Raw genomic sequence first — 25,958 nt, forward strand, 5'->3', positions numbered from 1 at the left:
CCCTGATCGGGCAGGCGCATCATGCGGCGGTTGCGGAGGTGGTTGCGTTCATGGAACGGGAGGTTGCGGCCACCCGCACGGGCGCAACCGGCCGCAACGGCGCGGTTGCACAGGTCGACGTTCACGGGCTGATCGCCACCGCCTACGACCACTACGACTCTCGGGCGGGTGACCCGCACTTGCACACGCATGTCGTCATCTCGAACAAGGTGCAGACCGTCCTCGACGGCAAATGGCGCTCCCTCGACGGTCGTCCGATGCACGCGGCGACGGTCGCCTTGTCGGAGCTGCACGAGGCGGTGTTCGCCGACCACCTGACCCGGATGTTCGGCGTGGAGTGGGAGGCCCGCGAGATGGGACGGGACCGGAATCCGGCGTGGGCGATCGCCGGGGTGCCGGAGGAGCTGGTGGCCGAGTTCTCCACCCGGTCACGGCACATCGACGCCGAGACCGATCGCCTCATCGAGCAGTACGTCACCGAGCACGGACGCAGGCCCTCGCCGGCGACGATCGTGAAGCTCCGCGCCCAGGCCACCCTCACCACGCGACCGGAGAAGGAGGTCCACTCCCTCGCCGACCTCACCGCCGATTGGCGGCAACGCGCCGGCCGCATCCTCGGAGCAGACGCGACCTCCTGGGCGCGCGGGGTTGCGGCGAAAGAGGAGCCGCTGCTGCTGCGCGCCGACGACATCCCCTTGGACGTGATCGCATCCCTGGGGCAGTCCGTGATCGAGACGGTCGGCGAGAAGCGCTCCACCTGGCGGCGGTGGAACCTGACCGCCGAGGCGGCCCGGCAGACGATGAGCTACCGATTCGCCTCAACCGAGGATCGGGAGACGATCGTCGGCCTGGTCGTGGACGCGGCCGAGGCCGACTCGTTGCGGCTGACCCCGCCCGAACTCGCATCCAGTCAGGCGGTGTTCCAGCGGCCAGACGGAACCTCGGTGTTCCGGCCGAAGCACTCGACCGTGTTCTCCTCCGAGGTCCTGCTGGCCGCCGAAGACCGCCTCCTCGAGCGCGCACGCACCACGACCGGCCCGACCGTCCCCCTCGCGGTGGTCGAGCGGATCGCAACGCGGCCCGACCGGAAGGGGCACACGCTTGGCGACGACCAAGCAGGAGCGTTGGCGAAGATCGCCGTCTCCGGCCGCATCGTCGATGTCCTGGTCGGCCCCGCCGGGGCGGGCAAGACGACGGCCATGTCGGCGCTGCGCCGGGCGTGGGAGCACGAGCACGGCCCCGGAAGCGTAGTCGGGCTCGCGCCGTCCGCAGTCGCGGCGCAGGTCTTGGCCGACGACCTCGGCATTCAGACCGAGAACACGGCGAAGTGGTGGGAGGTCCACGAGCGCACCGGCGCCACCTTCCACACGGGGCAGCTCGTCATCGTGGACGAGGCATCCCTGGCCGGAACGCTCTCCCTCGACCGCATCACGAATCTCGCGGCCGAGGCCGGGGCGAAGGTGCTGCTCGTCGGAGACTACGGCCAGCTCCAGTCCCCGACCGCCTCCGGCGCGTTCTCGCTCCTCGTTCACGACCGGAGCGACGCACCCGAGCTGGTCGACATCCACCGCTTCACGAACCCGTGGGAGAAAACCGCCTCCCTCGGCCTTCGCCACGGCCGCACCGAGGTCATCGACACCTACATGAAGCACGGCCGGGTTACCAGCGGGGACACCGAGGCGATGATCGACGCCGCCTACGCCGCATGGCGGGCCGACTGGCTCGCTGGACGAGCGACGGTCCTGGTCACCGACTCCAACGAATCCGTCCTCACGCTGAACCAGCGCGCCCGCACTGACCTGATCCTCGACGGCACAGTGAACGCGCTGCGCGAGGTCGAACTGCACGACGGCACCAGAGCCGCAGCCGGGGGATTCGGTCATCACTCGGCACAACGACCGGCGCCTGCGCGCCGGCCGCGGCTGGGTCCGCAACGGCGACAGGTGGACAGTCACAGAGGTCCGCGACGACGGCTCCCTCACGCTCCGCCGGGCAACCCGCAAGCGGGGTGGGTCGGTCGTCCTCCCGGCCGACTACGTGGCCGAACACCTCGACCTCGGCTACGCCGTCACCTCCTACCGAGCGCAGGGCATCACCATCGACCACTCGCACGTCCTGGTCGACGCGGCCATGACCAGGGAGAACCTGTACGTGGCCCTCACTCGCGGCCGCGACGCGAACCTGGCATACGTCGCCGTCGACAAGCCCGACGATTCGCACGAGGGACCGCACCCCGGCGACAACAGCGAAGCCACCGCCCGATCCGTGCTGTACGGGGTGCTCCAGCACGTCGGCGCCGAGCTCTCCGCCCACGAGACAATCACCGCCGAACAAGACACCTGGGGGTCGATCGCCCAGCTCGCCGCCGAGTACGAGACCATCGCCGCCGCTGCTCAGCACGACCGCTGGGCGAGCCTCGTCCAAGCCTCCGGGCTCACCGAGGACGAGGCGGAGGCCGCGATCAGCTCCCCGGCGTTCGGTGCGCTGACCGCCGAGCTGCGCCGGGCCGAGGCCAACCACCACGACATCGACCTGCTGCTACCGCGCCTCGTCGCCGCACGCGGGTTCACCGACGCCGACGACATCGCCGCCGTCCTCCACTACCGCGTCGCCAAGGCCACACAGCGGCCCGCCGGCTCCGGGCGCGCCCGCAAGACGTCGCGACTTATCGCCGGGCTGATCCCCGAAGCGACCGGCACCATGAGCGCCGAGCTCCGGCAGGCGCTCTCCGAGCGGCGCGACCTCATCGAAGCCCGCGCCGCCGCGCTCCTCGACGCCGCACTCACCCAGGGCCAGACTTGGACGACGACGCTTGGGGCTCAACCGAAGCAGACCCGTACCGCGGCTGCCTGGCGACAGGCCGCGCACACGGTCGCTGCCTACCGCGATCGCTACAACGTCACCGATGCCTCGCCGCTCGGAGCACCGGCCGAGGGCGACGCACAGAAGATTGACGCCGCCCGAGCCCGTGCGGCCCTCGACCGAGCTCGGAGCCTTGCCGACGCCGAACGGCAGTCACAGGAACCGAGCCGTCGCACCGGGCCAGAGCGGGTCGGGCCGGCCCTGTAGGCGCAGCCGGCGCACCTCTTACGAATGTCGCCATCAAGTCGTACCCTTGAAGCAGAGGCAGCGTTCCAATCTCTGCGGGTCCTTCGGGACAGTCCCTTCGGGGCCACTCATCATGTTCTGCCTCCTCGACGGAGAGACACGTCTGATGAGAGGCCCGACCATGCTTCGACTGCTCTGGGCGGCAAGCGTCCACACCCGCTACTTCCTTCGCCGCTACATGCCGACGAACATCCTGCTCGACCTGATCCGCACACGCCGCGGCCTCAAATGGGGCGTCCCGGCGATGCTCCTGGCTGTCCCGTACCTGCTCACCGCGAGCATCTGCACCAACGTCATCACAGATGGAGGCCCTGGCTGGCTCAATCTGCTCGTGATCCTGTTCATCTGGAACGCACTCAAGTTCCTCATCATGGGGCCGGTCAGCCTCATCCTCCTACTCCGCGTCCGCATCCATGAGGCCGGCGAGCGACGCCGCGTGCGCCGACAAAGCGAGGCCATGAAGTCGGCTCGCTACGAGGCCATCGGAGCGTAGACGCAACAGCATGACTGAGGGGGTGGGCGGCGTAGCCGCCCACCCCCTCAGTCATGTCCGGCGAGGTCACCCACTCGCTCTCGCAACGGTCATGCCCTGTGCGTCAGAGATTCCATGTGGTATTGCCAGTTTGTGATCCCTGACAGCATGCGGTTCAGTCCTGCGCGTGATGTGACGCGTTTGCCGGCCTTCGCTCGCCGGCTATGACGGCACGCCGACTGCGCCCGGCGAGATTCGCCGCGCGGCCGCCGGCCGCAACTTGCCACCCGGACCGTTGGCGCGTCGCTTCGGGGCCGGACTCACTGCGGCCAGTCCAGCGTGCCGCTGTCGAGCTCAGCGAGGAAGCCGGCAAGCCAGTCGCGCTCGGCACGCCGGCGGGCAAGCTGGTATCGGTGCTCTGAGACGAAGATGGGGTTGACGGATACCGCGCAGGTCAGTGCGCGTTCGTCGGCGTCGATGGCCTCGGTCATCCGCTGCTCGCGGGCCCGGAGCACCGTGACAGCGCGGTCGCGGCCGAGCGAGTACATAAACGACAGCGCGGCGGGAAGGCCGTCCGGGTCGGCATCGTCGGCAAGCGTGTGCTCGATCCAGCTCAGCAGCGCCTCCAGGCCCGCCGGGGTGATGGCGAACGTAGTGCGCTCCGGACGGTTGCCGGTACGCGCGGGCTCATTCGCGCGGATGAGGTCCTCGACGGCGAGGCGGCGCACGACGTCATAGAGCGAGCTCACCTTCACTCCGGGCAGCCGGTCATAGGCGCGCTCCTCGATCCGCCTCCGCATCGCATACGGGTGCAGCTGCTCTTCGCTCACCATCCCGAGAACGACGACGGAGAGCGCAGTGCGAAGATGCGCGGCTTGCATCCGGCCATCATATCTGCGCATAGTTGAATTCAACTGGTTGAATTCAACTAATCGAGGTCACCCATGCAATCGCTCCGTACTGCGCTCATCGTCGGCGGCGGCATCGCCGGCCCCGCTGCCGCATTGGCCCTGGCAAGGATCGGAGTCCGTTCCACGATCGTCGAATCGCATCCGGGCCCCGCGGACGGCGTCGGCGCGATCCTCACCCTTGCCGCCAACGGCCTCGACGTGCTGCGGACGCTGGGCGCCGAAACCCCGGTCACGGATGCCGCCCAGCTCATCACCGAGGTCCAGATGGCCGACGCGGCCGGCCAGGTGTTCGCCCGGCATCCGGGAGGCGGATACGTGCTGCCGCGGGACCTGCTCGCTCGCATCCTGTCCGAGCACGCCGCCTCCACCGGTGCCGAGATCCGGTACGGCGCCGCCGTGACGGACATCTCCAGCTCGGCGCACGCGGTCACGGCCCGGCTCGCGGACGGCTCCGTCCGGGAGGCGGACCTGCTCATCGGCGCCGACGGGATCCACTCGACCATCCGGACCCTCATCGACCCGGATGCCCCGGCCCCGGTATTCGAAGGCGTGCTCGGCTTCGGCGCGGCGACCGACCCCGACGGGGTGCACGCCGAACCCGGGGTCATGCACTTCGCCTTCGGCCAGCGGTTCCTCGGCTACTGGCGACTGCCGGACGGCCGTATCTGCTGGTACGCCGCACTCGCGAGCGAAGCGCTCACGTCGAGAGAGATCGCCGCCATCCCCACCGCCGAATGGCTCGCCCGGCTCCGCGCCGACTACGCCGGAGATGCCCCGGCTGCGACGCTGCTCGCCCGCACATCGCTCGATGACCTCATCAGCACCGGGCCCACCCTCAGGATGCCCCCGGTCCCGCACTGGCATCGCGACCGCGTCGTCCTGGTCGGCGACGCCGTGCACGCCCCGTCCTCCACCTCGGGCCAGGGTGCCTCCCTCGCTCTGGAGAGCGCAATCGAGCTCGCCCGAGCCTTGCGCGACCTTCCTGATATCGCCGATGCCTTCACCGCCTACGAGCAGATCCGCCGGCCCCGCGTCGAAGCCATCGCAGCCATGGCCGCCGCCGCCAACAACCGGAAAGCCGGACGGGCTCCCGAGGCGGGGGTGCCGGCCTTCGATCCCACCGAACACCGCATCGACTTCGACCGGACCATCGAGTGACGGAGTCAGAGTCCGATTGGCCGACAGAGCGGTCGCCGATCGCTAGTGTCAGAGATTCCATGTGGTATTTCCGGCGTGGGTCGGGCCCGACACCAGGATGCTGCGGCCCTGGGCCATCGCGTCGCGCAGGAGTGCGGCCGCCTCCGCGTCGAGCGCGCCGATGCGCACGAGGTCGTCGAGCGTGCGATACGCGGTGAGGAAGCGGCGGACGTTGACGGCCCAGTGGGTGCGGGTGATGTCCGGGATCACGACGTGCAGGCGGCTCCCGTCCGGCAGCGACGCGTCGACGAACGGCTGGCTGAGGTCGATCCGCCGGCCGGTGGCGTGCAGCATCCGCTCGACGAGGTCGCGCACCTGTGCAGCGGTCAGCGTCAGCGGGATCCGTTCGCTCCGGCCCTGCCGGGCGACGAAGATCCGGTCGGGCGCGTTGATCCACAGCTCCTCGACTGTCGGATCGTCGAGGTAGGCCTGCAGCGGCCCGTAGCCGGCGACGCTCGCGATCACCTCCCGCACGCACGCGGCCTCGTCGTCGACGAGCTCAAGGCCACGCGCCAGAGCGAAGTCGTTGTGCCTGCGCACCTCGTCACGCGCGACCTGCGCCGCGCGGTCGGGGTCGCGCGCGGGGTCGGCCTGTTCCGCGCGCAGCCGTTCGCGCACGCGCGCCGCCACGCGGTCGGTCGCCGTCATCACCGGGTCGGACGCGTACGCGAGGCTCACGTCAGGCATCCTGCCCGGTACGGCGGAGGCGGCTCAGAAGTTATCCACAGGCAGGCGAAGACGAGCGCCGTCAGCGCGCTCCCACCCCCGGTTCACTTGTCCTGGATGTACGCCGACCGCACCCCTGCGCGTACATCTAGGACCAGTGAACCCGGGGATCGAGGGGACGCAGGCCGACCTGAAGCGGCAGCTCGAACTCCCACCGCTGGAGGTCGCGCGCATCGACGTTCTGCGCGGCGCCGAAGTCGTCGTCGACGACCACGACGCGCGCGGGCGAGACCTCCACGACGCGCACGCGCCGCGGCGGCTCCAGCTGCAGCACGAGCGGCTCGGCCAGCCACGACAGCCCACGCTCCTCCACCGCGGCCTCGGCCTCGTCCCACTCCACCGGACCTGCGAGCGGTCGGCCGAGCAGGTCGTGCGGCACGAAGAGGTCGCCGTCGAAGACGATGAAGCCGACGGTCTCCCCGTCGGCGCGGCGATGCGGCATCCAGCTGTCCGGGATCATCGCTCCACGCTAGACCCGACGCCCACGAAGCTGGCAAGTCGCCGGGACGGAGCCCACGCAGCCGGGAGCGGTCGGCGGGCCCTCGGTAGACTGAAGCGGCCCGCGGGAGTGGTGGAATTGGCAGACACGCAGGATTTAGGTTCCTGTGCCTCACGGCGTGTGGGTTCAAGTCCCACCTTCCGCACGATGCCCGCTTCGCGGCATCCCCATCCGCCGACCCAATCGCGACCGACGGGACCCCTGTGCACTCGCTAGCTCTCATCCCCTGGCTCGACCCGGAGACCATCATCGGTGCCGCCGGCCCCTGGGCGCTGCTCGTGGTGTGCTTCATCGTGTTCGCCGAAACCGGGCTCCTGGTGGGGTTCCTGCTGCCCGGAGACACGCTCCTGGTGATCTCCGGTCTCCTCTCCCACCCGCAGGCCTACGCCCCGGGCGGCGTCTTCGGGCTCAACGTCTGGGTGGTCGCTCTCCTGATCGGCCTGTCCGCGTTCCTCGGCGGTGAGGTCGGCTTCTACCTCGGCCACAAGGGCGGTCCCGCGGTGTTCGAACGGCGCGAGTCCGGGCTGTTCAGCCGCAAGAACGTCGAGCGCACCAACAGGTTCTTCGAGCGCTACGGCGGGTTGACGATCATCCTGGCGCGATTCGTGCCGATCGTCCGCACCTTCGCCCCGGTGGCCGCCGGCGTCGGGCACATGCACAAGGGCAAATACACGTTGTACAACCTGGTCGGGGCGATCCTGTGGGGCTTCGGACTCACGATCTTCGGCTACCTCATCGGATATATTCCGCCGGTGGCATGGTTCGTGCAGAAGTACATCGACCTGATCCTCCTCGCCGCCGTCGGCGGCACCGCGCTTGTGACGGTGTGGCACTACTTCCGCGAGCGCGCGAAGGCCAAGCGCGAGGCGGCTGCCGGTGAGGCCCCCGTCGCCCCGATCACCGAGATCGACTGACCCTCACGACGCCTTCCGACCCTTCTTCGGACTTTTGACGGCGGGCTCGTCCTTCGCCGATCCCGAGTCCGGCCCATCCGCATCGGAGCCGGCCGCCCGTGCCGCGCGGCTGCGCTCGACGCTCGCCCGAAGCGCCGCCATGAGGTCGATCACCTCGCCGCCGGCGGCATCGTCCTCCGGAGCACCGAAGGTCTCCGCGGTGTCGACCGCCTCGCCCTTGTCGAGCTTGGCCTCGATGAGGGTGCGCAGCTCCTCCTGGTACTCGTCGGCATACTCCGACGGGTCGAAGTCGCTGGAGAAGCTCTCCACAAGGGTCGCCGACAGCTCCAGCTCCTTGTCGGAGATCCGCACCGGGTCGTCCAGGGCCGCGAACGCCGCCTCGCGGACCTCGTCCGCCCATAGCAGCGTCTGCAGCACGAGCACGTCGTCGCGCACGCGCAGGGCCGCCAGCCGCGTCTTCTGCCGCAGCGAGAAGCGCACGATCGCGGTGCGATCGGTCTCCTCCAGCGTGCGCCGCAGCAGGACGTAGGCCTTCGGCGAGGAGGAGTCCGGCTCGAGGTAGTAGGCCCGGTCGAGCGTGAGCGGATCGATCTGGTCGCTCGGGACGAACTCCACGACCTCGATCTCGCGGCTGCGCTCGGCCGGCAGGGCCGCGATGTCGTCGGCCGTGAGCACGACCGTGCGCTCCCCGTCGTCGTACGCCTTGTCGATGTCGGCGAAGGGCACGACCTCGCCGCACACCTCGCACGTACGCCGGTAGCGGATGCGGCCGCCGTCGGCTCCGTGCACCTGGTGCAGAGGCACGTCGTGGTCCTCGGTGGCCGAATAGACCTTCACCGGGACGTTGACGAGGCCGAAGGTCAGGGCGCCTTTCCAGATCGCTCTCATCACCCCAGTACACACCCGTCACACCCGCGCCGACCAGTCTCGGCGAAATCCGTCCCGCTTACAGGGCCGATCGGGCCGGTGGCGCCCCGGGACGCCAGGAACGGGCGATCCGCCCTGTAAGCGGGACACGAACCGGCCCGGACGGCAGGATGGAGGCATGGCCGAGGGCGAGCAACTGGTGCGCGTCGACGGTCGGCGGCTGCGCCTGACCAACCTCGACAAGGTCCTCTACCCCGAGACGGGCACCACCAAGGGCGAGGTCATCGACTACTACACCCGCATCGCGCCGCTGCTGGTCCCGCACGCCGCCGGGCGCCCGGTCACCCGCATACGGTGGCCCGAGGGCGTGGAGCGTCCGCCGTTCTTCGCGAAGGACCTCGAGCCCGGGGCGCCGGCGTGGGTGCCGCGCCGCCCGATCGACCACGCCGGCGGGGCGAAGGACTACCCGCTGGTCGATGATGTGCCGACCCTCGTCTACCTCGCCCAGGCCGCGAGCCTGGAGCTGCACGTGCCGCAGTGGCGCTTCACGCCGCGCGGCGACCGCGCGAACCCCGACCGGCTCGTCCTCGACCTCGACCCCGGGCCCGGCACCGGGCTTGCCGAGTGCGCCCAGGTCGCGCGGTGGGCGCGCGAGATCCTCCAGGGCATGGGCATGGACCCCGTGCCGGTGACCAGCGGCAGCAAGGGCATCCACCTCTACGCGCGCCTCGACGGGACCCAGACGAGCGACGACGCCTCGGCGTTCGCGCACGAGCTCGCCCGGCTCATCGAGGCCGACCACCCGGAGCTCGTCGTCAGTCAGATGGCCAAGCGGCTGCGGGCGGATAAGGTGTTCCTCGACTGGAGCCAGAACAACGGCGCGAAGACCACGATCGCGCCGTACTCGCTGCGCGGACGCCCCGAGCCCACCGTCGCCGCGCCCCGCACGTGGGACGAGCTCGACGACCCGGCGCTGCGCCACCTGCTGCTGGGCGAGATGCTGGAGCGGACCGAGACCCTCGGCGACCTGTTCGCGCCGCTGCGGCCGGATGCCGCCGCGCACGGCCCCCTCGCCGCCTACCTGGCCAAGCGCGCCGCCGGGCGTACCCCCGAGCCGATGCCCGACTCCCCCGCACCAGCTCCCCCGCCGCGCGCCGAGGAGCTGCCGCGCTTCGTCATCCAGGAGCATCACGCCAGCCGCCTGCACTGGGACCTGCGGCTGGAACACGGCGGGGTGCTGGTGAGCTGGGCGGTTCCCCGCGGCATCCCGGACTCGCCCGATCGCAACCACCTCGCGGTCATGACCGAGGACCACCCGCTGTCGTACGCGACGTTCGAAGGCGAGATCCCGCGCGGCCAGTACGGCGCGGGGATCATGACGATCTGGGATGCCGGCGTGTACGAGCCGGAGAAGTGGCGCGACGACGAGATCATCGTGACCGCGACCGGGAGGGCGGGCGGGCCGCTGGGCCGCGCACGGCTCGCCCTCATCCGCACCGACGGCGCGGGCGAGAAGTCGACCTGGCTGCTGCATCGCATGAGGACGGTCTCCACGGGCGGCCCGCCCGCCGCGGCGTCAGACCCGGAGAGCCCGGGGACCCCGGTCCGGCCCCGCGCGGCGCCGTCGACTCGCGCCGCGCCCGGCCCCATGCTCGCGACCGCCGCCACCCCGGCGCTCGCCCGGGAGGCTGCAGCGCGCTGGGGACGCGCGTGGGCGGAGGTCAAGTGGGACGGCATCCGCGCGCTCGGCGTGTGGGACGGCTCGGCGCTTCGCCTGTACGCGCGCAGCGGCACTGACGTCACGGCGCGCTACCCCGAGCTGACCGCCGGTGACCCCGGGTTCGGGTCTGAGCCGGCCGTCGTCGACGGCGAGCTCGTGGCGCTCGACGCGCAGGGCCTGCCGAGCTTCACGCGCCTGCAGAACCGCATGCATCTGACGAAGCCGCGCGAGATCGCGCACGAGGCGCCACGCACGCCTGTGCGCTACCACCTGTTCGACGTGGTGTCGCAAGCGGGTCGGGATGCCGCCTCCCTCCCGCTCGCGCAGCGCCGCGAGATCCTCGAATTCCTCGCCCGGAACACGATCGCCGCCATCGAGCTGCCGCCGGTCTTCGACGACGTCGACCACGCCCTCGCGATGAGCCGCCGGTTCGGGCTGGAGGGGATCGTCGTCAAGAACCCCGCATCGCGCTACCGGCCGGGCGCGCGCTCGGCGGACTGGCTCAAGGTCAAGCTCACACACGCGCAGGAGGTCGTCATCGGCGGCATCCGTCCGGGAAGGGGTGGGCGCGCCGGCACGATCGGGTCGCTGCTGGTGGGCATTCCCGGCGCCGATGGACTGCGGTACGCGGGCCGCGTCGGGACGGGCTTCAGCGACGTCGCGCTGCGCCGGCTCGACGCACTGCTGCAGCCGCTGCGCACCGACGAGAACCCGTTCGTGGGCGTGCCGGATGCCGACGCCTCGGACGCGCTGTGGGTGCGACCCGAGCTCGTGGGAGAGGTGGAGTTCGGCGAGCTGACCCCGGCCGGGATCCTGCGTCATTCCCGCTGGCGGGGCCTGCGCCCGGACAAGTCGCCCGCCGACGTCGAGCCGTCGCCGGACTGACACGCTCTAGGCGTGTTCGCGGCGGCGGCGCGCGGGCTCGCCGAGCGCCGAGAACCCCTGCGCCAGCAGGACGAGCGCGCGAGGCAGGATCATCGCGGCGAGCACGAGCGAGGCGAACGCATCGGCCGGTGCCCACCCGGTGGCCCAGACCAGCACGGCCGCGGCGATCACGATCACGAAGCCGTACAGGTCACCCACGACCTCCCGTTGCGCGCCGCGCACAGTCCGGCTGCCGCGGCGCGGCGGTGTCGAAAGGCGCCTCGCGATGCCGGTCGCGACCAGGCCCACGACCGCGATGAGCAGCATGCGCCCGCCGTCGACCGGGTGCTCCGCGGGAGCCCCCAGTCGCCGGATGCCCTCGCCGGCGATCCACACCGACAGTCCGGTGAGCACGACCGCGCTCCCCAGGGTGGCGTGCACCTCCGCGCGCCGGTGCCGCGCAGCGGTGCGCTCCTCGACGGGCCGGGAAGCGGCGATGCCGGACACCAGCGCTATGGCGGGCGCCGAGGCCTCGGCGAGCAGGAGCGCGGCGGCGGCGAGGAGCGCGAGGGATCCGCTCATGCCCGCCCCCACCGCCGGCACGACGATGGCGGCGGCGGTCAGGCTCAGCGCGATCGCGAGCAGCCGGCGGTCGCTCGGGTCGCCGAGGCTGTGCGCGTCATCGTGCATGACTTCATGCTAGGCGGCACAGGGGCCGGTGGCGGCGACGCCAGACGCTACAGTGCGGCCAGGAGCGGGGCGAGCGCGACGAATGCACGGGCGCGGTGGGATGCCGCGTTCTTCTCGGTCACGGACCACTGCGCCACGGTGCGCTCCGCTCCCGCGACCTGCCCGTCCGGGATGAAGACCGGGTCGTAGCCGAAGCCGCCTGCGCCTGCGGGCGCCGTCGCCAGACGTCCTGGCCACACGCCCTCCACGACGTGCTCGGCACCACCGGGGAGCACGAGCGCGATGGTGGAGACGAACCGGGCCGTGCGGTGCGGGTCGGCGACATCGGAGAGCTGGTCGAGCAGCAGCGACCGGTTGGCGACGGCATCCTTCGCGTGCCCGGCCCAGTACGCGGAGAACACGCCGGGCGCTCCGCCGAGGACGTCCACGCAGATGCCGGAGTCGTCGGCCAGCGCCGGGAGCCCCGTGTGCGCGGCGGCGGCGCGCGCCTTGATGAGCGCGTTCTCGGCGAACGTGACGCCGTCCTCGACCGGCTCGGGGCCGTCGTAGCCGACGACCGTCAGGTCGGGCCTGGTCGCCGCGACGATGCCGTGGAACTCTTCGACCTTGTGCGCGTTGTGGGTGGCGAGAACGATGCGACCCGCCCCCGACCCGCTCACCGCACCCCCGCCAGCGCGGCGGACTGCAGCTCGCGCAGCGACGCACATCCGGCGACGCCGAGGTCGAGCAGGGCGTCGAGCTCGCTCTTGTCGAACGGAGCCCCCTCGGCGGTGCCCTGCACCTCGACGAACTGCCCGCGACCGGTGACGACGATGTTCATATCGGTCTCTGCGCGCACGTCCTCGACGTAGGCCAGATCGAGCAGTGGCACCCCGTCGACGATCCCGACCGAGACCGCGGCGACCGAGTCGAGGAGAGGCGTCGCACGCTGCCCGATGAACCGCTTGCCCCGTCCCCACTCGATCGCGTCGGCGAGTGCGACATAGGCGCCCGTGATCGCCGCGGTCCGCGTGCCGCCGTCGGCCTGCAGCACGTCGCAGTCGATCACGATCGTGTTCTCGCCGAGCGCCTTGGTGTCCACGACAGCCCGCAACGCGCGCCCGATGAGGCGTGAGATCTCGTGCGTGCGACCGCCGATGCGTCCCTTGACCGCCTCGCGGTCGTTGCGAGAGTTGGTCGCGCGCGGCAGCATCGCGTACTCCGCGGTGACCCAGCCCTTGCCTTTGCCGGCGAGCCAGCGCGGCACGCCGCCGGTGAACGACGCCATGCAGAGCACCTTCGTGCCACCGAACGAGATCAGCGCGGAGCCCTCGGCGTGCGCGCTCCAGCCCCGTTCGATCGTGACCGGCCGGAGCTCGTCGGGGGCGCGCCCGTCGGCACGGGTGAGGTCTGTCATCGTGGGTCCTCTCGAAGGGGAAGGTCGATCGCGCCGGTGTTCACGAGCTGCACCTCGCGCACCTCCGGCCCGAGCAGGCGCTGCGCGAGCCGGACGAAGTCGTCGGATGAGGAGCCGGTGGCCTCGTAGACGCGCGTGCCGACGGCATCCGCGTCGGCCAGCAGACGCCGGCTCACGAGCTGCCGGTAGACGTCGTTGGCGGTCTCGGTGTCGCTGGAGACGAGGGAGACCTCGGGGCCCATGACGTAGCTGATCGCACCCTTGAGGAACGGGTAGTGCGTGCAGCCGAGCACGAGCGTGTCGACGCCGGCGTGGCGCAGCGGCGCGAGGTACGCCTCGGCGGCCTCGAGCAGCTCGGGCGAGTCGGTGACGCCGGCCTCGACGTACTCCACGAAACGCGGGCAGGCGGCCGTGAAGACGGTGAGCCGCTCGTTGACGCCGAGCATGTCCTGGTAGGCGCCGGACCCGATGGTCCCCTCGGTGCCGATCACCCCGATCCGCCCGTTGCGGGTGGTGGACATCGCCGTGCGCACCGCAGGGCCGATGACCTCGACGACCGGCACGTCGTAGCGTTCGCGCGCGTCGCGCAGCATGGCGGCCGAGGCCGTGTTGCACGCGATCACGAGCATCTTGACGCCCTGGTCGACGAGCGTGTCGAGCACCTCGAGCGCGTAGCGGCGGACGTCCGCGATGGGCTTGGGCCCGTAGGGCGAGTGCGCGGTGTCGCCGACGTAGAGGAGCGACTCGCGCGGCAGCTGATCGCCGATCGCACGGGCCACGGTGAGCCCCCCGACCCCGGAGTCGAAGATGCCGATGGGAGCGCGGTTCACGATGCCCCAGCCTACGACAGACGTGCCGGGTCGACGCGGCACGGACGGCTAGAGTGACGACATGCCCGCCTCGTCCCTGCTCACCGACCGCTATGAGCTCACGATGCTCGATGCGGCGCTGCGCGACGGCACCGCGCAGCGCCACTGCGTCTTCGAGCTGTTCGGCAGGCGCCTGTCCGGCGGCCGGCGGTTCGGCGTCGTCGCAGGCACCGGGCGGCTGCTGAGCCTCATCCGCGACTTCCGATTCGGCGACGACGAGCTGCGGTTCCTGCGCGACGAGCGGGTGGTGGATGCCGAGACCCTGGCCTTCCTGGAGGGCTACCGCTTCAGCGGCACGATCACGGGCTACCGCGAGGGGGAGCTGTACTTCCCCGGCTCGCCGATCCTCACTGTCGAGGGCACGTTCGCCGAGGCCGTGGTGCTGGAGACCCTCGCCTTGAGCGTCCTCAACCACGACTCGGCGATCGCGACCGCCGCCGCGCGCATGGCGATCGCCGCGGGAGACCGGCCGCTGGCCGAGATGGGGTCGCGCCGCGCGGCGGAGGAGTCCGCGGTCGCCGCGGCGCGCGCGGCGTACATCACCGGGTTCGCGGCAACGAGCAACCTCGAGGCGGGCCGCAGCTGGGGCATCCCCACGATGGGCACCGCCGCGCACGCGTGGACGCTGCTCCACGACAACGAGGAGGACGCGTTCCGCAGCCAGGTCGACGCCCTCGGGGTGGGCACGACGCTCCTCGTGGACACCTACGACATCGTCGAGGGCGTCACAACCGCGATCCGCGTCGCCGGGACCGGCCTCGGCGGGGTCCGCATCGACTCCGGCGACCTGCCCACCGTCGCCGCGCAGGTGCGCGCGCAGCTGGACGAGCTCGGGGCCACGGGAACCCGCATCACGGTCACCAGCGACCTCGACGAGTTCGCGATCGCAGCGCTCGCGGCATCCCCCGTCGACGCGTACGGGGTCGGCACGTCGGTCGTGACCGGCTCGGGAACCCCGACGGCCGGCATGGTCTACAAGCTCGTCGCACGGCAGGCCGGCGACGGCTCGTGGGTCGCGGTCGCGAAGGCGTCCACCGACAAGGGCTCGAAGGGCGGGCGCAAGGCCGCGTTCCGCACCCTCGACCATGGCGTCGCGACCAGCGAGCTCATCGCGGTCGCGGAGGGCTTCGAGCGCGTGCCGGGCGCCGCCGATCATCCCGATGCCCGACCCCTGCAGGTGACGCTGGTGGATCACGGCGAACCGGATGCCGCGGCCGAGCGACCAGCCGGTGTGGCGTCCGCGCGCGCCCATCATCTGCGCGTGCGCGAGGAGCTTCCGGTGCGTGCGCTCGCCCTCAGCCGTTCGGATCCTGCGATCCCGACCGTCTACGTCGACGTCGACTGACGCGACCGCCGTCGGCGGCGCGGTCGCACCGCCCGCGCGTCACCACATCATGCGGTCGTAGATCTCTTTGCAGGTCGGGCACACCGGGAACTTCTCCGGGTCGCGACCCGGCGTCCACTTCTTGCCGCACAGAGCGCGCACGGGTTTGCCGGTGATCGCCGACTCGAGGATCTTGTCCTTCTTGACGTAGTGCGAGAACCGCTCATGATCTCCTGGCTCGAGCTGCTCCTCGCGCAGCAGCTCTTCGAGTTCGCGGTCGAGGGTCGCCAGGCCCCCCTGATCCGGGCTGTCGAGTGGGGTGCTCATGTGGCCGAGTCTAGCGGCGCCGCCGACATCGAGGACCGTCTCAGGCCGACTCGGCGAACTCCATGAGGCGGCTCCCGTGACGATCGAACACCCGGCCGCCCACGGCGATCCCTGCCCCGCACACGAGGAGGCCGATCCCGAGCCCCAGCGACAGGGTGAGCCATGCGAACTGCCCGGGGCGCTCGACGCTGAGCCAGCCCCACCACACCACCGGTGCGCTCAGCACCAGCGCCCCCAGCAGCACGCCCGCGGCGGCGAAGCTCCCGCCGGTGCGCTGGGGCTGCCGGAAGGGGTTCTCGCCGGGTGGGGTGACGGCGTAGGGCGCCAACACCGACGACACCGACGAGAGCCCGAAGCCGCACAGCAGCAGGCACAGCGAGACGCCCACGAGCGCCGGCGCGATCGCGCCGTCGCGATGCAGCCAGCTCGTGATCGGCACCAGCACACCCAGCAACGCGACCGCGACCAGCGCCGGCGGCACGAGCCGGCCCCAGCGATCGACCGTGCCGCGCACGCCGCCGGCCAGCTGTATCCACAGCGCCGTCGAATCGTAGGCGAGGTCGTTGTGCGGTATCCAGCCGAGGAACAGGCACAGCATCGGCGCACACAGCAGCGCAGCCGTCGACAGCGGCACCCCTACGACCACCAGAGGGACCACGGCGACGACGGCCGCCACCGGTACGACGACGAGGTTCGCGAGATAGCGCGGGTCGTGGGACCAGACGACGAGGCTCCGGGCGGCGATCGCGCCGCCCTGCGTGGCCGGGGTGAGGGCGAACCACCCCCGCCCGCGCCGGGTACGAGCGGATGCCGGGCGCTCCACCGTCGTCAGGAGCAGGTCGACGAGCCGGAACCACGCGAGCACGAGGGCGGCCACCACGAGGAGGGCCGCCACAAGCGCACCGGCGCCCGAGTCCGGCACGGACCACGCCGCGCCGAAGGGGGTCAGCGCCAGCACGTCGATGACCGCCGTCACCCGCTGCGGTGGCCGTCCCGGCCAGACCGGCAGGAGCAGGAACAGGGCTGCCGACACCGCGAACACGATCAGCGCGGCCCAGAGCAGCCCGGTCAGCTCGCGAGACCGGCGCTCGCGCAGGACGAGCGAGGAGAACGCCGCCGAGACCCGCCCCCACAGGAGGCACGTCACGACCCCGAGTGCCGCCCCGGAGCCGGCGAGCCAGGGCGACGCGCCGTGCGAGACCCGCAGAAGCGCCACCGCGACACCGCCCGCGACGAGGGCGAGCGCGGGCACGCTCACCAGGCTCGCCGGGAGCAGCCCGGCCGCGAGCCGCCGCGGTGCGACGGCCAGCACCGCGAACCGGCGCGGATCAAGGGGGTCCTCGGCGCCGGAGACGGCCGGGACGAGGGCGAAGCCGAGCGTCACGGCCGTGCCGCCGAGCACGACCGCGGCCGTCGCGACCCCGGCGGGGGCCGCCGCGAGGCGTTGCAGCCCCACGCACGCGGCGCTCACGACGACGGCTGTGACCAGCAGCGCCGCGACGGCGCGGGTCACGCGCCTGCGGTCGCCGCGGAACCCGCCGAGCAGGAGCGAGAGCCTCAGTCGGAGAAGGTGTGCAACCACTCCAGTCCCTCCGGATCGCCCTTCGCGCCGGCCAGCTCCACCATGCGCTGCTGCAGCGTGCGCTCGCCGCGGACCTCCTCGACGGTGCCCTGCGCGAGGATCCGCCCGGCGACGATCACCGCGACCCCGCTGCACGTGCGCTCCACGAGCTCCATACCGTGGCTGGAGAGCACCACGGTGCCGCCGTGAGCGACGAACCCCGCAAGCAGGTCGAGGATCACGGTGCTGGAGTGCGGATCGACCGATTCGAACGGCTCGTCGAGCACGAGCAGCCGCGGCGCATGGATCAGGGCGCCGGCGAGCATGATCTTCTTCGTCATGCCGGCGGAGTAGCCGATCACCGGCCGCGCGAGCGCCTCGGAGAGCTCGAGGGTGCGCGTGAGCGCCGTGACCCGCGCTTCGACAGCCGGCGCCGGCACCCCGCGCAGCAACGCGTAGTAGTAAAGCAACTGGCGCCCGGTGAGCCGGTCGAAGGTGCGAAGCCGATCCGGCAGCACGCCCATGAGCGCCTTCGCGCGGGCCGGTTCGGCGGCGAGATCGACGCCGGCGATCTCGATGCTGCCGGCATCCGGCCGCAGCAGTCCCGCGATCATCGAGAGTGTCGTGGTCTTGCCTGCACCGTTCGGGCCGACGAGGCCATAGATCGTCCCGGCCGGGATCGCCAGCTCGACGTCGACGACGGCGGCCGTACCGCCGAACGACTTGGCGACACCGCGCAGGCGCAGCGCGCACGCATCGTCGACGCCGTCGGGTGCTGCCTGTTCGACGCGGGATGCCGCCAGCACGGCCATCACGTCGTCCGGCGCGGCCGCGGCCTCGTGCTCGGCCGGATCGGGAACCGCGGTCTCCGCGGGCGGGTCGGCCTCCTCGGGGATGCCGGACTCGGCTGGCGCGACGACCTCCGCGGGCGGGTCGGCCTCCTCGGGGATACCGGACTCCGCTGGCGCGACGGACTCCTCGGGCACCGCCCTCCGCACACGGCGGCGGCGCCGTGGCCGATCGGGCGACGCGCCGTCGCGCGACGGGGCCTCCAGCCCTTTGCCGGCCGGTGAGGGCGACGGCTCCTCCACGTCTGCGACGAAGCGCGCCGCCACGACGGCGGCGGGGATCTCGGGCAGCGGGGGCGGCTCGACCGCGTCCGCCGCGCTCGCTCTCGTCCGCGACCGAGAGCGTCGCGCGCCGGCGGCGGCACCCGGTCGGGAGGCCGCGGCATCCGCTGCCGAGAGCGAGGGCAGCGGCGGCACCGTGACGACACCCTGCGGGTCGTCGGCGTCGGGCGGCTTCGCTGCGCTCACGCGACCAACCTAGCAAGGTGCGCCCTACCACCTGACGGCGAATCCAGACGCGGGCTGGGACGTTTTTGTCACGAATCGACAACGGAGACGCCGTGTTCGGCGGGTTCTCAGGCGGAACTCGCTACCCTGGTCAAGGCACGAAGGGGTGTCATCGCGGTAAACCAAATCCCAAGAAACACTTCCTTCAGGAGAAACCTGTGACTGTTCAGACCGTCATCCTCGCAGCCGGTATGGGCTCGCGGCTCGGCCGCAGCCTTCCCAAGCCGCTGACCGAGTTGAGCGACGGCCGGAGCATCATGCAGCAGCAGCACGAAAACATCCGTGCCGCGTTCGGCTCCGCGGCACGCATCACGACCGTCGTGGGCTACCGCGCCGAGACGATCGTGGAGGCGTTCCCCGACGTCGACTACGTCTACAACGACCGCTACGACCAGACGAACACGTCCAAGAGCCTCCTGCGTGCGCTCTCGGCCACCGGCCGCAGCGGCGTACTCTGGATGAACGGCGACGTCGTCTTCGACCCGCGCGTGCTCGGTCGGGCCATCGAGTTCATCGAACGGGACCAGTCGTTCGTGACCGTCAACACCGCGAAGGTGAGCGACGAAGAGGTCAAATACACCGTGACCGCCGAGGGCTACATCAAGGAGCTCTCCAAGACCGTGCGCGGCGGCATCGGCGAGGCCGTGGGCATCAACTACGTCTCCAGCCGCGACAAGCGCGCCTTCATGGCCCAGCTGAACCGGGTCGATGACCAGGACTACTTCGAGCGCGGCCTCGAGCTCGCCATCGCCGAGAACGGTGTGCTGGTGGAGCCGCTCGACATCTCCGACCTCTACGCGGTGGAGGTCGACTTCGCCGAGGACCTCGAGCGAGCGAACCTCTTCGTCTGACCGAGGCGCGCGGGCCGCGATCCGCCTAGGATCACACCTGTGGCCAAGGTTGCGCGCATCCACTCCCTCCCGAACGACGCTCCGTGGGAGGGCGGGCTGCCGCCCGTGGGCTCCGACGAGCATCCGCGGGTGATCCGGGCACTCGACCGCGTGCTGGCGATCCAGCGCCCGGTCGTGGTCGCGCACCTGCGCAGCATCCGCCTGCGGCACCCGCATGCCTCGACCGCCGACATCGCCCGGATGCTCGAACGGCGCTACCTCGCCGCCGTCACAACGGGCGGAGCGGCGGTGGGGGCGACGGCGGTCGTGCCCGGCATCGGCACCGGCGTCACGCTCGCCCTCAGCGGTGTGGAGACGGTCGGCTTCCTGGAGGCCACCGCGCTGTTCGCGCAGTCTCTCGCGGAGCTGCACGGCATCCGCGTCGAGAACCCCGACCGCGCCCGTGCGCTGGTGCTGACTCTCATGGTCGGCAAGGAGGGCGTCGACCTCGTCTCGCAGTTCGCCCGGCAGGCCGCCGGCAAAGGGCCGGGGCGCGACGCGTACTGGGGCGAGCTGATCACCAAATCGCTCCCCCGTGCCGCGGTCGGTCCGCTCGTCGACCGGCTCAAGCACGCGTTCGTGCACCAGTTCGCGGCCAGGGGCGGGGCATCGGTGCTCGGCAAGGCCCTGCCCTTCGGCATCGGCGCGGCCGTGGGCGGAGCCGGAAACAATCTCCTGGGACGCCGCGTGGTCGTCGGCTCGCGGAAGGCCTTCGGCGCACCGCCGGTCGAGTATCCCGCCGAGCTCGAGCCGCTGCCCGGCGCCACTCGCCTGGAGCACGCCGCCGCGCGCGGAGCCCACCGTGCCGGCTCCGCGGTCGCCGCGGCGGGTCGCAAGGCGGCGGATGCCGTCGGCACCGCAGGCCGCAAGACCGTCGACGTCGTCGGAACCGCGAGCCGCAAGGCCACAGACGCGGTCGGAACCGCGAGCCGCAAGGCCACAGACGCGGTGAGCAGCACGGGCCGCAAAGCCCTGGGCCGGCGCACAGAGGAGCCCGTCGGGCTCACGCCCGCCCCGACGGACGACTGACGTCGGCGACCCCACCACCTCCCTCGCGGGTCCCTTACGTCTCCTGTTCTCCTTCGTCGCCCCGTCGGACGGCTGAGGTCGGCGACCCCACCACCCCGCGGAATGCCCGTCACCAGGGAGGCGGGTCGGCCTCCACGACCTCCGCGGTCGGGCTGATCCACCACGTCGCGCCCGTGACGGGACAGCGGTAGGGCCTCCAGAGGCTCTTCGTCTTCAACACGTGATGGGGCTCGCACTGCGGAGCGAGGTTGGCGTCGGTCGTCGTGCCGCCGTACTGCCAGTCGAGCCGGTGGTCGAGCTGACACGTGCGCGCCGGACGCGAACAGCCCGGAAAGATGCAGACCGGATCGCGCACCCCGAGCCATCGGCGAAGCGCTTTCGGAACGCGGTAAGTGCGGCGGTCGAGATCGAGCACCGTGCCGGTGACGGGATGGGTGAGGATGCGCACCCACGACGACGCCTGACCGGCGAGGCGGCGGGCGGTGTCGAGGTCGATCGGTCCGTACCCATCCAGCGTCGCCGGCTCGTCGCCCTGACCGAGGAGGGTCATGACCGGAACCGTGATCGCGACCGCCGGTTGTGGCCGGGCGGGCCTGGTCGCACAGGTGCATGCGGCCGCACCGGTCGGTGCGTCCAGCGCGGCCGATGCGGTCGCACCCGCGTTCACGAGGTCGATGAGCACGTCGGCGCGAAGCTGTGCGAGCGTGCGGGTCTCACCCTCGTGCTGTCGTAGATGGCGGGCGGTGGCATCCGTCTGACCGTACATGGCGTAGACGTCCGCCGCGGACGACATGATCGTGACGCTCGCCATGCCGTCCAGTTCGGGAGTGAGCCACACTCCGCGGTCATTCCGTGCACGACGGTGCCGCTCGGTGACGGACTCCGCGTGCACGCGTTCGCGCAGTGCACGGGCGTAGATGCGGAGCTTGCCCGGAGGCAGTGTCTGCGCCGGCCCGGCCACGGCGTCGTCGAAGGCCGCCCAGGAGTCCGGCCGGTCGTCGGGCAGCGAGGCGGCCAGCAGCGCGGTCGCAACCGCGTTGCGCTCATCGATGTCGCCGGCCGTGAAGGCCAGCCACAGCCGTGGGCACCGCTCCTGCAGGATGTCTGCGTGTGCTGCCCGCGTGCGGATCATCGTCTCAGACAGTCGAATGCGCACCGCGAGGTCGGCTGTGGCGGCGCGTACCGCGATGTCGCTCCGCTCCCGCCGGAGGCGAGCGACGGAACGCTCCTGCGGATCGACCCACGTCGGATCGAGCGTGGGGTCGGGACCGATCCACGGGTCAGGGCACTCGGCCGCGTCGCGCAGCACCGCGGCGATCATGGCGTACTGGTCGGCGATCAGCGCCCGTCCGCGCCGAGTGACGTCCTGCAATCGGTCGACCCAGTCGTCGTGCACCTCCCCAGACGCCCACGGGTCGGGCTCCGACGGCAGATCGACGCCCGCTCGGAGCGCGGTCGCCTCGTCCCAGAAGCGCTCCGGGTCCGCCTCGATCTCGCACCATCCGGCGTCGCTCACGACGGGCGCGGCGGGTGCAGGTCGTGATGCCGCCGAATTGCTCATAGAACAAATATACTATGTATGCGGAACTTGCGCAACCCGAACGAGCAGAGAGCTCCGCCACACTGCGACCGCCGCCAAGATGCTGCGCGGGCCGGCATCGCTTACGCAACTCTCCACAATCCACCCTTCAGCCGGCCTTTCCACGGAACGGGGCTCTGGTCCGATGCACACGAAACGAATGTCCGAGATCGCCGCTATGTTCGATTCATGCGTCGCATCATTGAGCTCGCCCGAGCACAGGCCGCCCGCATCCCGTGGCGCGTCGGGTGCGCACGTCGGCTCCATCCGCTCGTCGCCCTGTGGCTGCGGCGCGGTGGGCTGCGAGATCTACTGCTCGCGGTGCTCTGCCCCACGCACGGGGCCGCGGTTGGTCGCGCCGCCGCGAGCGCGCATGACGAAAGCCAGGCCGATGCTGATCGCCAGGATGCCGGCCACGAACACCAGCGCCGGCAGCACCGTCGCCTCCTGAGCGAGACCGAACAGCCAGAACCCGCCGATCAGACAGATCAAGAAGAACGCGAACTCGATGATCATCGGACACCTCCCATGCTCGGCTTCATCCTCCCACCCGATGGCGCGCCTGACCAGACCGCCCGGCACGAGCGGGCCACCCTGAACTACACTCCTGACCACCGCGGAACGGCGACCGCGAACGCGAACGACGATGACGGGGGCAGTGATGATGTCAGCCGGTCCGCGCGCCCGCCCCGCGTTCGAGGCGGCTGTCGTCATCGCCGCCGCGGTCCTCCTCGTGCTCGTCGAGGTGCAGGGCATCGATCGGCCGTCGTTCTGGTACGACGAGGCGGCGACCTATTCGGGCGCTTCCCGGCCGTGGGCGAGCCTGTGGGCGATGCTCGGCGCGATCGACGCCGTGCACGGCCTCTATTACGCGCTCATGCACCCGGTCGCGATCGCCTTCGGACCAGACCCGTTCGCACTGCGACTGACATCGACGCTCGCCGTGGGCGGCGCGGCGGCGCTCGTCTACGCTCTCGCGCGCCAGTTCGGCACGCGGTGGTCGGCGGCGGCCGCGGCCCTCCTGTTCGCCGGACTCGGCCGCACCTCGTGGATGGCCACCGAGGCGCGTTCGTTCGCCTTGACGACCCTGCTCGCAACACTGCTGACCCTCCTTCTGCTCCTGGCCGTGCGCGCGCGCCGCCCCCTGCCGCTGCTGGTCGCCTACGCCGTCGTCGCCGTGGTCGGCATCCACGTGTTCCTCTACGTGGTCCTGGTCGTCGCCGCCCACGTCGTCACGATCGCGTGGCTGCCGCTGGAGCTACGCCGCAGGCGACGGCTGCTCGTCGCCACGGGGGTCGCGGCCGTCCTCAGCATCCCGCTCGGTATCGTCGTGCTCACCCAGCGCGGCCAGCTCGGCGGTGTCTTCCCGATCGACGCCGATGCCGTGCGGCACGTGCTCGTCGGCGAGTTCTTCCACCGCGAGCTCGGCCAGGGTGCCCTGGCGTGGCTGCTTCTGGTGGCGGCGCTGCTGGTCGCCTTCGTCCGCCGGCGACTTGACGGCTCGCACGAACCCTCCCCCTGGCGGGTGCTCGTGCCGTGGCTCGTGCTTCCCACCGCCGTGATCCTGCTCGTGTCGGTCGTCGGGCCCTCGGTCCTGCAGCCACGCGCGCTCGTGCTCTCGGCCCCGGCGTTCTGCGTGGTCTTCGCCGAGGCTGTGCGCCGCGCGTTCGGCGGCGTCGTCGCTGCGGTGCTCGCCGTCGCGGTGGCGTTTGCGGGCATCGGCGCCTTCGCGGCGAACCGGGAGCTCACCGCGAAGAACGCGGACTGGCCGGCCCCGGTCGCCTATCTCGCCGAGTACAGCCTGCCCGGGGACGGCGTGCTGTACTCGACGCCGATCGACTACCGCACGTGGCCGAGCCTCATCGGCCTCATGCATGAGCGCGAGGTCGGCGATCTCGTCGACGTGACCCTGCTGGTGCCCGGGCGCGACCGTGCCGCGCTGTTCGCGGAGCGCTCCACGAGCGCCGCCGCCATCCCCCGCCTCGAGCGGCTCGAGCGCGTCTTCTACGTCCGTGCGCAGGCTCTGGCGCCGGCCCAGATCGCCGCCGACGTGGCCGCCCTCACCGCGGCAGGCCTCGTGCGCGAGACGGTTTGGACGGGTCCCCTCACCGACGTCGAGACCTGGGTGCGCACCACCCTGTGACCAAGTGGCACCCTCGCGGGAGCAAGTGGCACTCTCGCGGGAGCAAGTGGCACTCTCGCGGGAGCAAGTGGCGCCCTCGCGGGAGCAAGTGGCACCCTCGCGGGGGCAACTGGCACCCTCGCGGGGGCAAGTGGCACCCTCGCGGGGGCGGGTACGCTCGCGGTATGGATCGGACGCTGGCGTGCCTCGCCGCCTGGATGCCTCAGCAGCGCTGGTACGCCGCGAAGGGCGCACGCCCCGCACTCAGGCTGGTCTCGTGGTGGGACCTCCCCGTCGGCGACACGGTGGCGCGCACGTACCTCGTCGCCGACGAGGGCTCCTCCCCCGCGATCACCTATCAGGTGCCCACGATCCTCCGGCCTGCCGAGCAGGCCGATCCGGGCGCCGTGATCGGCCACCCCGAGCCGGGAGTCGCCCTCCTCGACGCCCCGCGCGACCCCGCCTTCGCCGCGGCGCTCCTGCGCCTGATCACCGCGGGCGGGCGGGCGACCGGCTCCGGCCTGGCCGCGGTCGGACATCCGGCCCTGCCCGCGCCGCCGGTCGGCAGCGCCCACACCGCGGCCGTGCTGTCCGGCGAGCAGTCCAACACGTCGATCGTCTACCGCCCCGCGGGCGAGGGCATCCCGATCATCGCAAAGCTCTTCCGCCAGGTGCACGCCGGGCTCAACCCCGACGTCGAACTCACCTCGGCTCTCGCGGCCGCGGGCTCGCCCTTCGTCGCGCGGGCGATCGGCGCGATCGAGGGCGAGTGGACGGATGCCCTCTCGCACCGGCCCGCGGGCGGATCCCTCGCGTTCGCCCAGGAGTTCCTGCCCGGCGTCGAGGACGCCTGGCGGGTCGCGCTTCGCGCCGCCGCGGCCGACGACGACTTCTCCGCGCGCGCCCGCGCCCTCGGCGGGGCCACGGCGAGGGTGCACGCGGGGCTGGCCGACCTGTTCCCGACACGGGCCGTCGCGGATGCCGATCGGGAGGCCACCGTCGACGGCTGGCGTCGCCGGCTCGCCGCCGCCATCGACGATGTCCCGGCGCTGGCCGCGCACGTCCCCGCGATCGAGGCGGTGTACGCCGCCGCCGCGGCCGCCCCCTGGCCGGCCCTGCAACGCGTGCACGGCGACTACCACCTGGGCCAGGTGATCCTCGTGCCGGGGCGCGGCTGGGTGCTGCTGGACTTCGAGGGCGAGCCGATGCGCCCGATGTCGGATCGGCTCCGGCCCGACCTCGCGGCGCGCGATGTGGCCGGCATGCTGCGCTCGTTCGACTACGTCACCGGCGCCCTGCTGCAGGACGAACAGCACCCGCCGGTCGCGCTCCTGCGGGAGTGGACGGACCGCGCTCGCGCAGCGTTCCTGGCCGGGTATCGGGATGCCGCCGTCACGACCGCCGCAGACACGCTGCTCAGCGCGCTCGAGCTCGACAAGGCGGTCTACGAGACGAGCTACGAGGCGCGCAACCGTCCCGCATGGGTCCCGATCCCGCTCGGCGCGGTCGCCCGGCTCGCCGGTGGGCGCAGCTGAGGC

The 25,958-nt window shown here is 71.6% G+C and carries 22 protein-coding genes, 1 tRNA gene and 1 pseudogene; 11 read left to right on the forward strand and 13 right to left on the reverse strand.

From position 1 onward, the window contains the following. Nucleotides 1–3,069, forward strand: a pseudogene (gene mobF, locus QM641_RS04385) (MobF family relaxase); the annotation flags it as partial. Nucleotides 3,070–3,229: 160 nt separating this feature from the next. Beyond that, nucleotides 3,230–3,601, forward strand: coding sequence for a sulfate permease (locus tag QM641_RS04390; RefSeq protein WP_415113919.1), 372 nt, complete (start codon nucleotides 3,230–3,232; stop codon nucleotides 3,599–3,601). 299 nt (nucleotides 3,602–3,900) lie between these two features. Here QM641_RS04390 and QM641_RS04395 read toward each other — a convergent pair whose 3' ends face one another. After that, on the reverse strand, nucleotides 3,901–4,461 hold the full coding sequence (locus QM641_RS04395) for a PadR family transcriptional regulator (protein WP_415113839.1): 561 nt from the start codon (nucleotides 4,459–4,461) through the stop codon (nucleotides 3,901–3,903). Between the two features lie 63 nt (nucleotides 4,462–4,524). Between QM641_RS04395 and QM641_RS04400 the strand changes: the two genes are divergently transcribed. Beyond that, nucleotides 4,525–5,649: an FAD-dependent monooxygenase gene (locus QM641_RS04400; RefSeq protein WP_415113841.1), complete on the forward strand. Its 1,125-nt coding sequence runs from the start codon at nucleotides 4,525–4,527 to the stop codon at nucleotides 5,647–5,649. Nucleotides 5,650–5,697: 48 nt separating this feature from the next. On the opposite strand, the gene QM641_RS04405 is transcribed toward QM641_RS04400, so the two are convergent. Both QM641_RS04405 and QM641_RS04410 read right to left on the reverse strand, forming a co-directional pair. Beyond that, nucleotides 5,698–6,366 (reverse strand): ATPase, T2SS/T4P/T4SS family, encoded by a 669-nt coding sequence (locus QM641_RS04405; protein WP_415113843.1) that lies wholly within the window; start codon nucleotides 6,364–6,366, stop codon nucleotides 5,698–5,700. A 136-nt stretch (nucleotides 6,367–6,502) separates the two neighbouring features. After that, on the reverse strand, nucleotides 6,503–6,874 hold the full coding sequence (locus QM641_RS04410; RefSeq protein WP_415113845.1) for a hypothetical protein: 372 nt from the start codon (nucleotides 6,872–6,874) through the stop codon (nucleotides 6,503–6,505). A 102-nt stretch (nucleotides 6,875–6,976) separates the two neighbouring features. Here QM641_RS04410 and QM641_RS04415 point away from each other — a divergent pair. Further along, nucleotides 6,977–7,058, forward strand: a tRNA-Leu gene (locus QM641_RS04415). Nucleotides 7,059–7,116: 58 nt separating this feature from the next. Continuing rightward, on the forward strand, nucleotides 7,117–7,827 hold the full coding sequence (locus QM641_RS04420) for a DedA family protein (protein WP_415113847.1): 711 nt from the start codon (nucleotides 7,117–7,119) through the stop codon (nucleotides 7,825–7,827). Nucleotides 7,828–7,830: 3 nt separating this feature from the next. Here the strand turns inward: QM641_RS04420 and QM641_RS04425 are convergent, their stop codons facing one another. Continuing rightward, nucleotides 7,831–8,715 (reverse strand): Ku protein, encoded by an 885-nt coding sequence (locus QM641_RS04425; RefSeq protein ID WP_415113849.1) that lies wholly within the window; start codon nucleotides 8,713–8,715, stop codon nucleotides 7,831–7,833. A gap of 157 nt (nucleotides 8,716–8,872) precedes the next feature. Between QM641_RS04425 and QM641_RS04430 the strand changes: the two genes are divergently transcribed. Beyond that, nucleotides 8,873–11,299, forward strand: coding sequence for an ATP-dependent DNA ligase (locus QM641_RS04430; protein WP_415113851.1), 2,427 nt, complete (start codon nucleotides 8,873–8,875; stop codon nucleotides 11,297–11,299). Between the two features lie 6 nt (nucleotides 11,300–11,305). Here QM641_RS04430 and QM641_RS04435 read toward each other — a convergent pair whose 3' ends face one another. The 4 genes from QM641_RS04435 to murI are packed head-to-tail and all read right to left on the reverse strand — an operon-like array spanning nucleotide 11,306 to nucleotide 14,194. Next, on the reverse strand, nucleotides 11,306–11,968 hold the full coding sequence (locus tag QM641_RS04435; protein ID WP_415113853.1) for a cation diffusion facilitator family transporter: 663 nt from the start codon (nucleotides 11,966–11,968) through the stop codon (nucleotides 11,306–11,308). Nucleotides 11,969–12,015: 47 nt separating this feature from the next. Beyond that, a complete protein-coding gene (rdgB, locus tag QM641_RS04440; RefSeq protein WP_415113855.1) occupies nucleotides 12,016–12,675 on the reverse strand; it encodes an RdgB/HAM1 family non-canonical purine NTP pyrophosphatase in 660 nt (219 codons plus the stop codon). Beyond that, nucleotides 12,624–13,364 carry a ribonuclease PH gene (gene rph, locus QM641_RS04445; RefSeq protein WP_415113858.1) on the reverse strand — a complete coding sequence of 247 codons (741 nt, stop codon included), beginning with the start codon at nucleotides 13,362–13,364 and terminating at the stop codon, nucleotides 12,624–12,626. Before rph ends, rdgB begins: the two co-directional genes overlap by 52 nt. After that, nucleotides 13,361–14,194, reverse strand: coding sequence for a glutamate racemase (murI, locus tag QM641_RS04450; RefSeq protein ID WP_415113860.1), 834 nt, complete (start codon nucleotides 14,192–14,194; stop codon nucleotides 13,361–13,363). Before murI ends, rph begins: the two co-directional genes overlap by 4 nt. 61 nt (nucleotides 14,195–14,255) lie before the next feature. Here murI and QM641_RS04455 point away from each other — a divergent pair, with 61 nt between their 5' ends. Beyond that, on the forward strand, nucleotides 14,256–15,578 hold the full coding sequence (locus QM641_RS04455; protein WP_415113862.1) for a nicotinate phosphoribosyltransferase: 1,323 nt from the start codon (nucleotides 14,256–14,258) through the stop codon (nucleotides 15,576–15,578). A 39-nt stretch (nucleotides 15,579–15,617) separates the two neighbouring features. On the opposite strand, the gene QM641_RS04460 is transcribed toward QM641_RS04455, so the two are convergent. From QM641_RS04460 to QM641_RS04470, 3 genes are read right to left on the reverse strand one after another with little or no spacing between them, the layout of a single operon-like run. Continuing rightward, nucleotides 15,618–15,884 (reverse strand): DUF3039 domain-containing protein, encoded by a 267-nt coding sequence (locus QM641_RS04460; protein WP_415113864.1) that lies wholly within the window; start codon nucleotides 15,882–15,884, stop codon nucleotides 15,618–15,620. Nucleotides 15,885–15,924: 40 nt separating this feature from the next. After that, complete coding sequence (locus tag QM641_RS04465; RefSeq protein ID WP_415113866.1) at nucleotides 15,925–17,466, reverse strand: hypothetical protein; 1,542 nt, start codon at nucleotides 17,464–17,466, stop codon at nucleotides 15,925–15,927. Next, nucleotides 17,442–18,761, reverse strand: coding sequence for an ABC transporter ATP-binding protein (locus QM641_RS04470; protein WP_415113868.1), 1,320 nt, complete (start codon nucleotides 18,759–18,761; stop codon nucleotides 17,442–17,444). The genes QM641_RS04465 and QM641_RS04470 overlap by 25 nt, the downstream gene beginning before the upstream one ends. Nucleotides 18,762–18,958: 197 nt before the next feature. Between QM641_RS04470 and QM641_RS04475 the strand changes: the two genes are divergently transcribed. Continuing rightward, entirely contained in the window at nucleotides 18,959–19,651 is a 693-nt protein-coding gene (locus QM641_RS04475; protein ID WP_415113870.1) for an NTP transferase domain-containing protein, read from the forward strand. Between the two features lie 39 nt (nucleotides 19,652–19,690). Beyond that, entirely contained in the window at nucleotides 19,691–20,719 is a 1,029-nt protein-coding gene (locus QM641_RS04480) for a hypothetical protein (RefSeq protein ID WP_415113872.1), read from the forward strand. 109 nt (nucleotides 20,720–20,828) lie between these two features. On the opposite strand, the gene QM641_RS04485 is transcribed toward QM641_RS04480, so the two are convergent. After that, nucleotides 20,829–22,280, reverse strand: coding sequence for a DUF222 domain-containing protein (locus QM641_RS04485; RefSeq protein ID WP_415113874.1), 1,452 nt, complete (start codon nucleotides 22,278–22,280; stop codon nucleotides 20,829–20,831). Nucleotides 22,281–22,607: 327 nt separating this feature from the next. Then, complete coding sequence (locus QM641_RS04490) at nucleotides 22,608–22,814, reverse strand: hypothetical protein (RefSeq protein WP_415113876.1); 207 nt, start codon at nucleotides 22,812–22,814, stop codon at nucleotides 22,608–22,610. Nucleotides 22,815–22,959: 145 nt separating this feature from the next. Here QM641_RS04490 and QM641_RS04495 point away from each other — a divergent pair, with 145 nt between their 5' ends. Both QM641_RS04495 and QM641_RS04500 read left to right on the forward strand, forming a co-directional pair. After that, complete coding sequence (locus tag QM641_RS04495) at nucleotides 22,960–24,441, forward strand: hypothetical protein (protein WP_415113878.1); 1,482 nt, start codon at nucleotides 22,960–22,962, stop codon at nucleotides 24,439–24,441. A 164-nt stretch (nucleotides 24,442–24,605) separates the two neighbouring features. Continuing rightward, nucleotides 24,606–25,955, forward strand: coding sequence for a maltokinase N-terminal cap-like domain-containing protein (locus QM641_RS04500; RefSeq protein WP_415113880.1), 1,350 nt, complete (start codon nucleotides 24,606–24,608; stop codon nucleotides 25,953–25,955). The last annotated feature ends 3 nt before the right edge of the window (nucleotides 25,956–25,958 follow it).

Origin of the sequence: Microbacterium sp., from assembly GCF_047605725.1 — a bacterium.
Classification (GTDB): Bacteria; Actinomycetota; Actinomycetes; order Actinomycetales; family Microbacteriaceae; genus Microbacterium.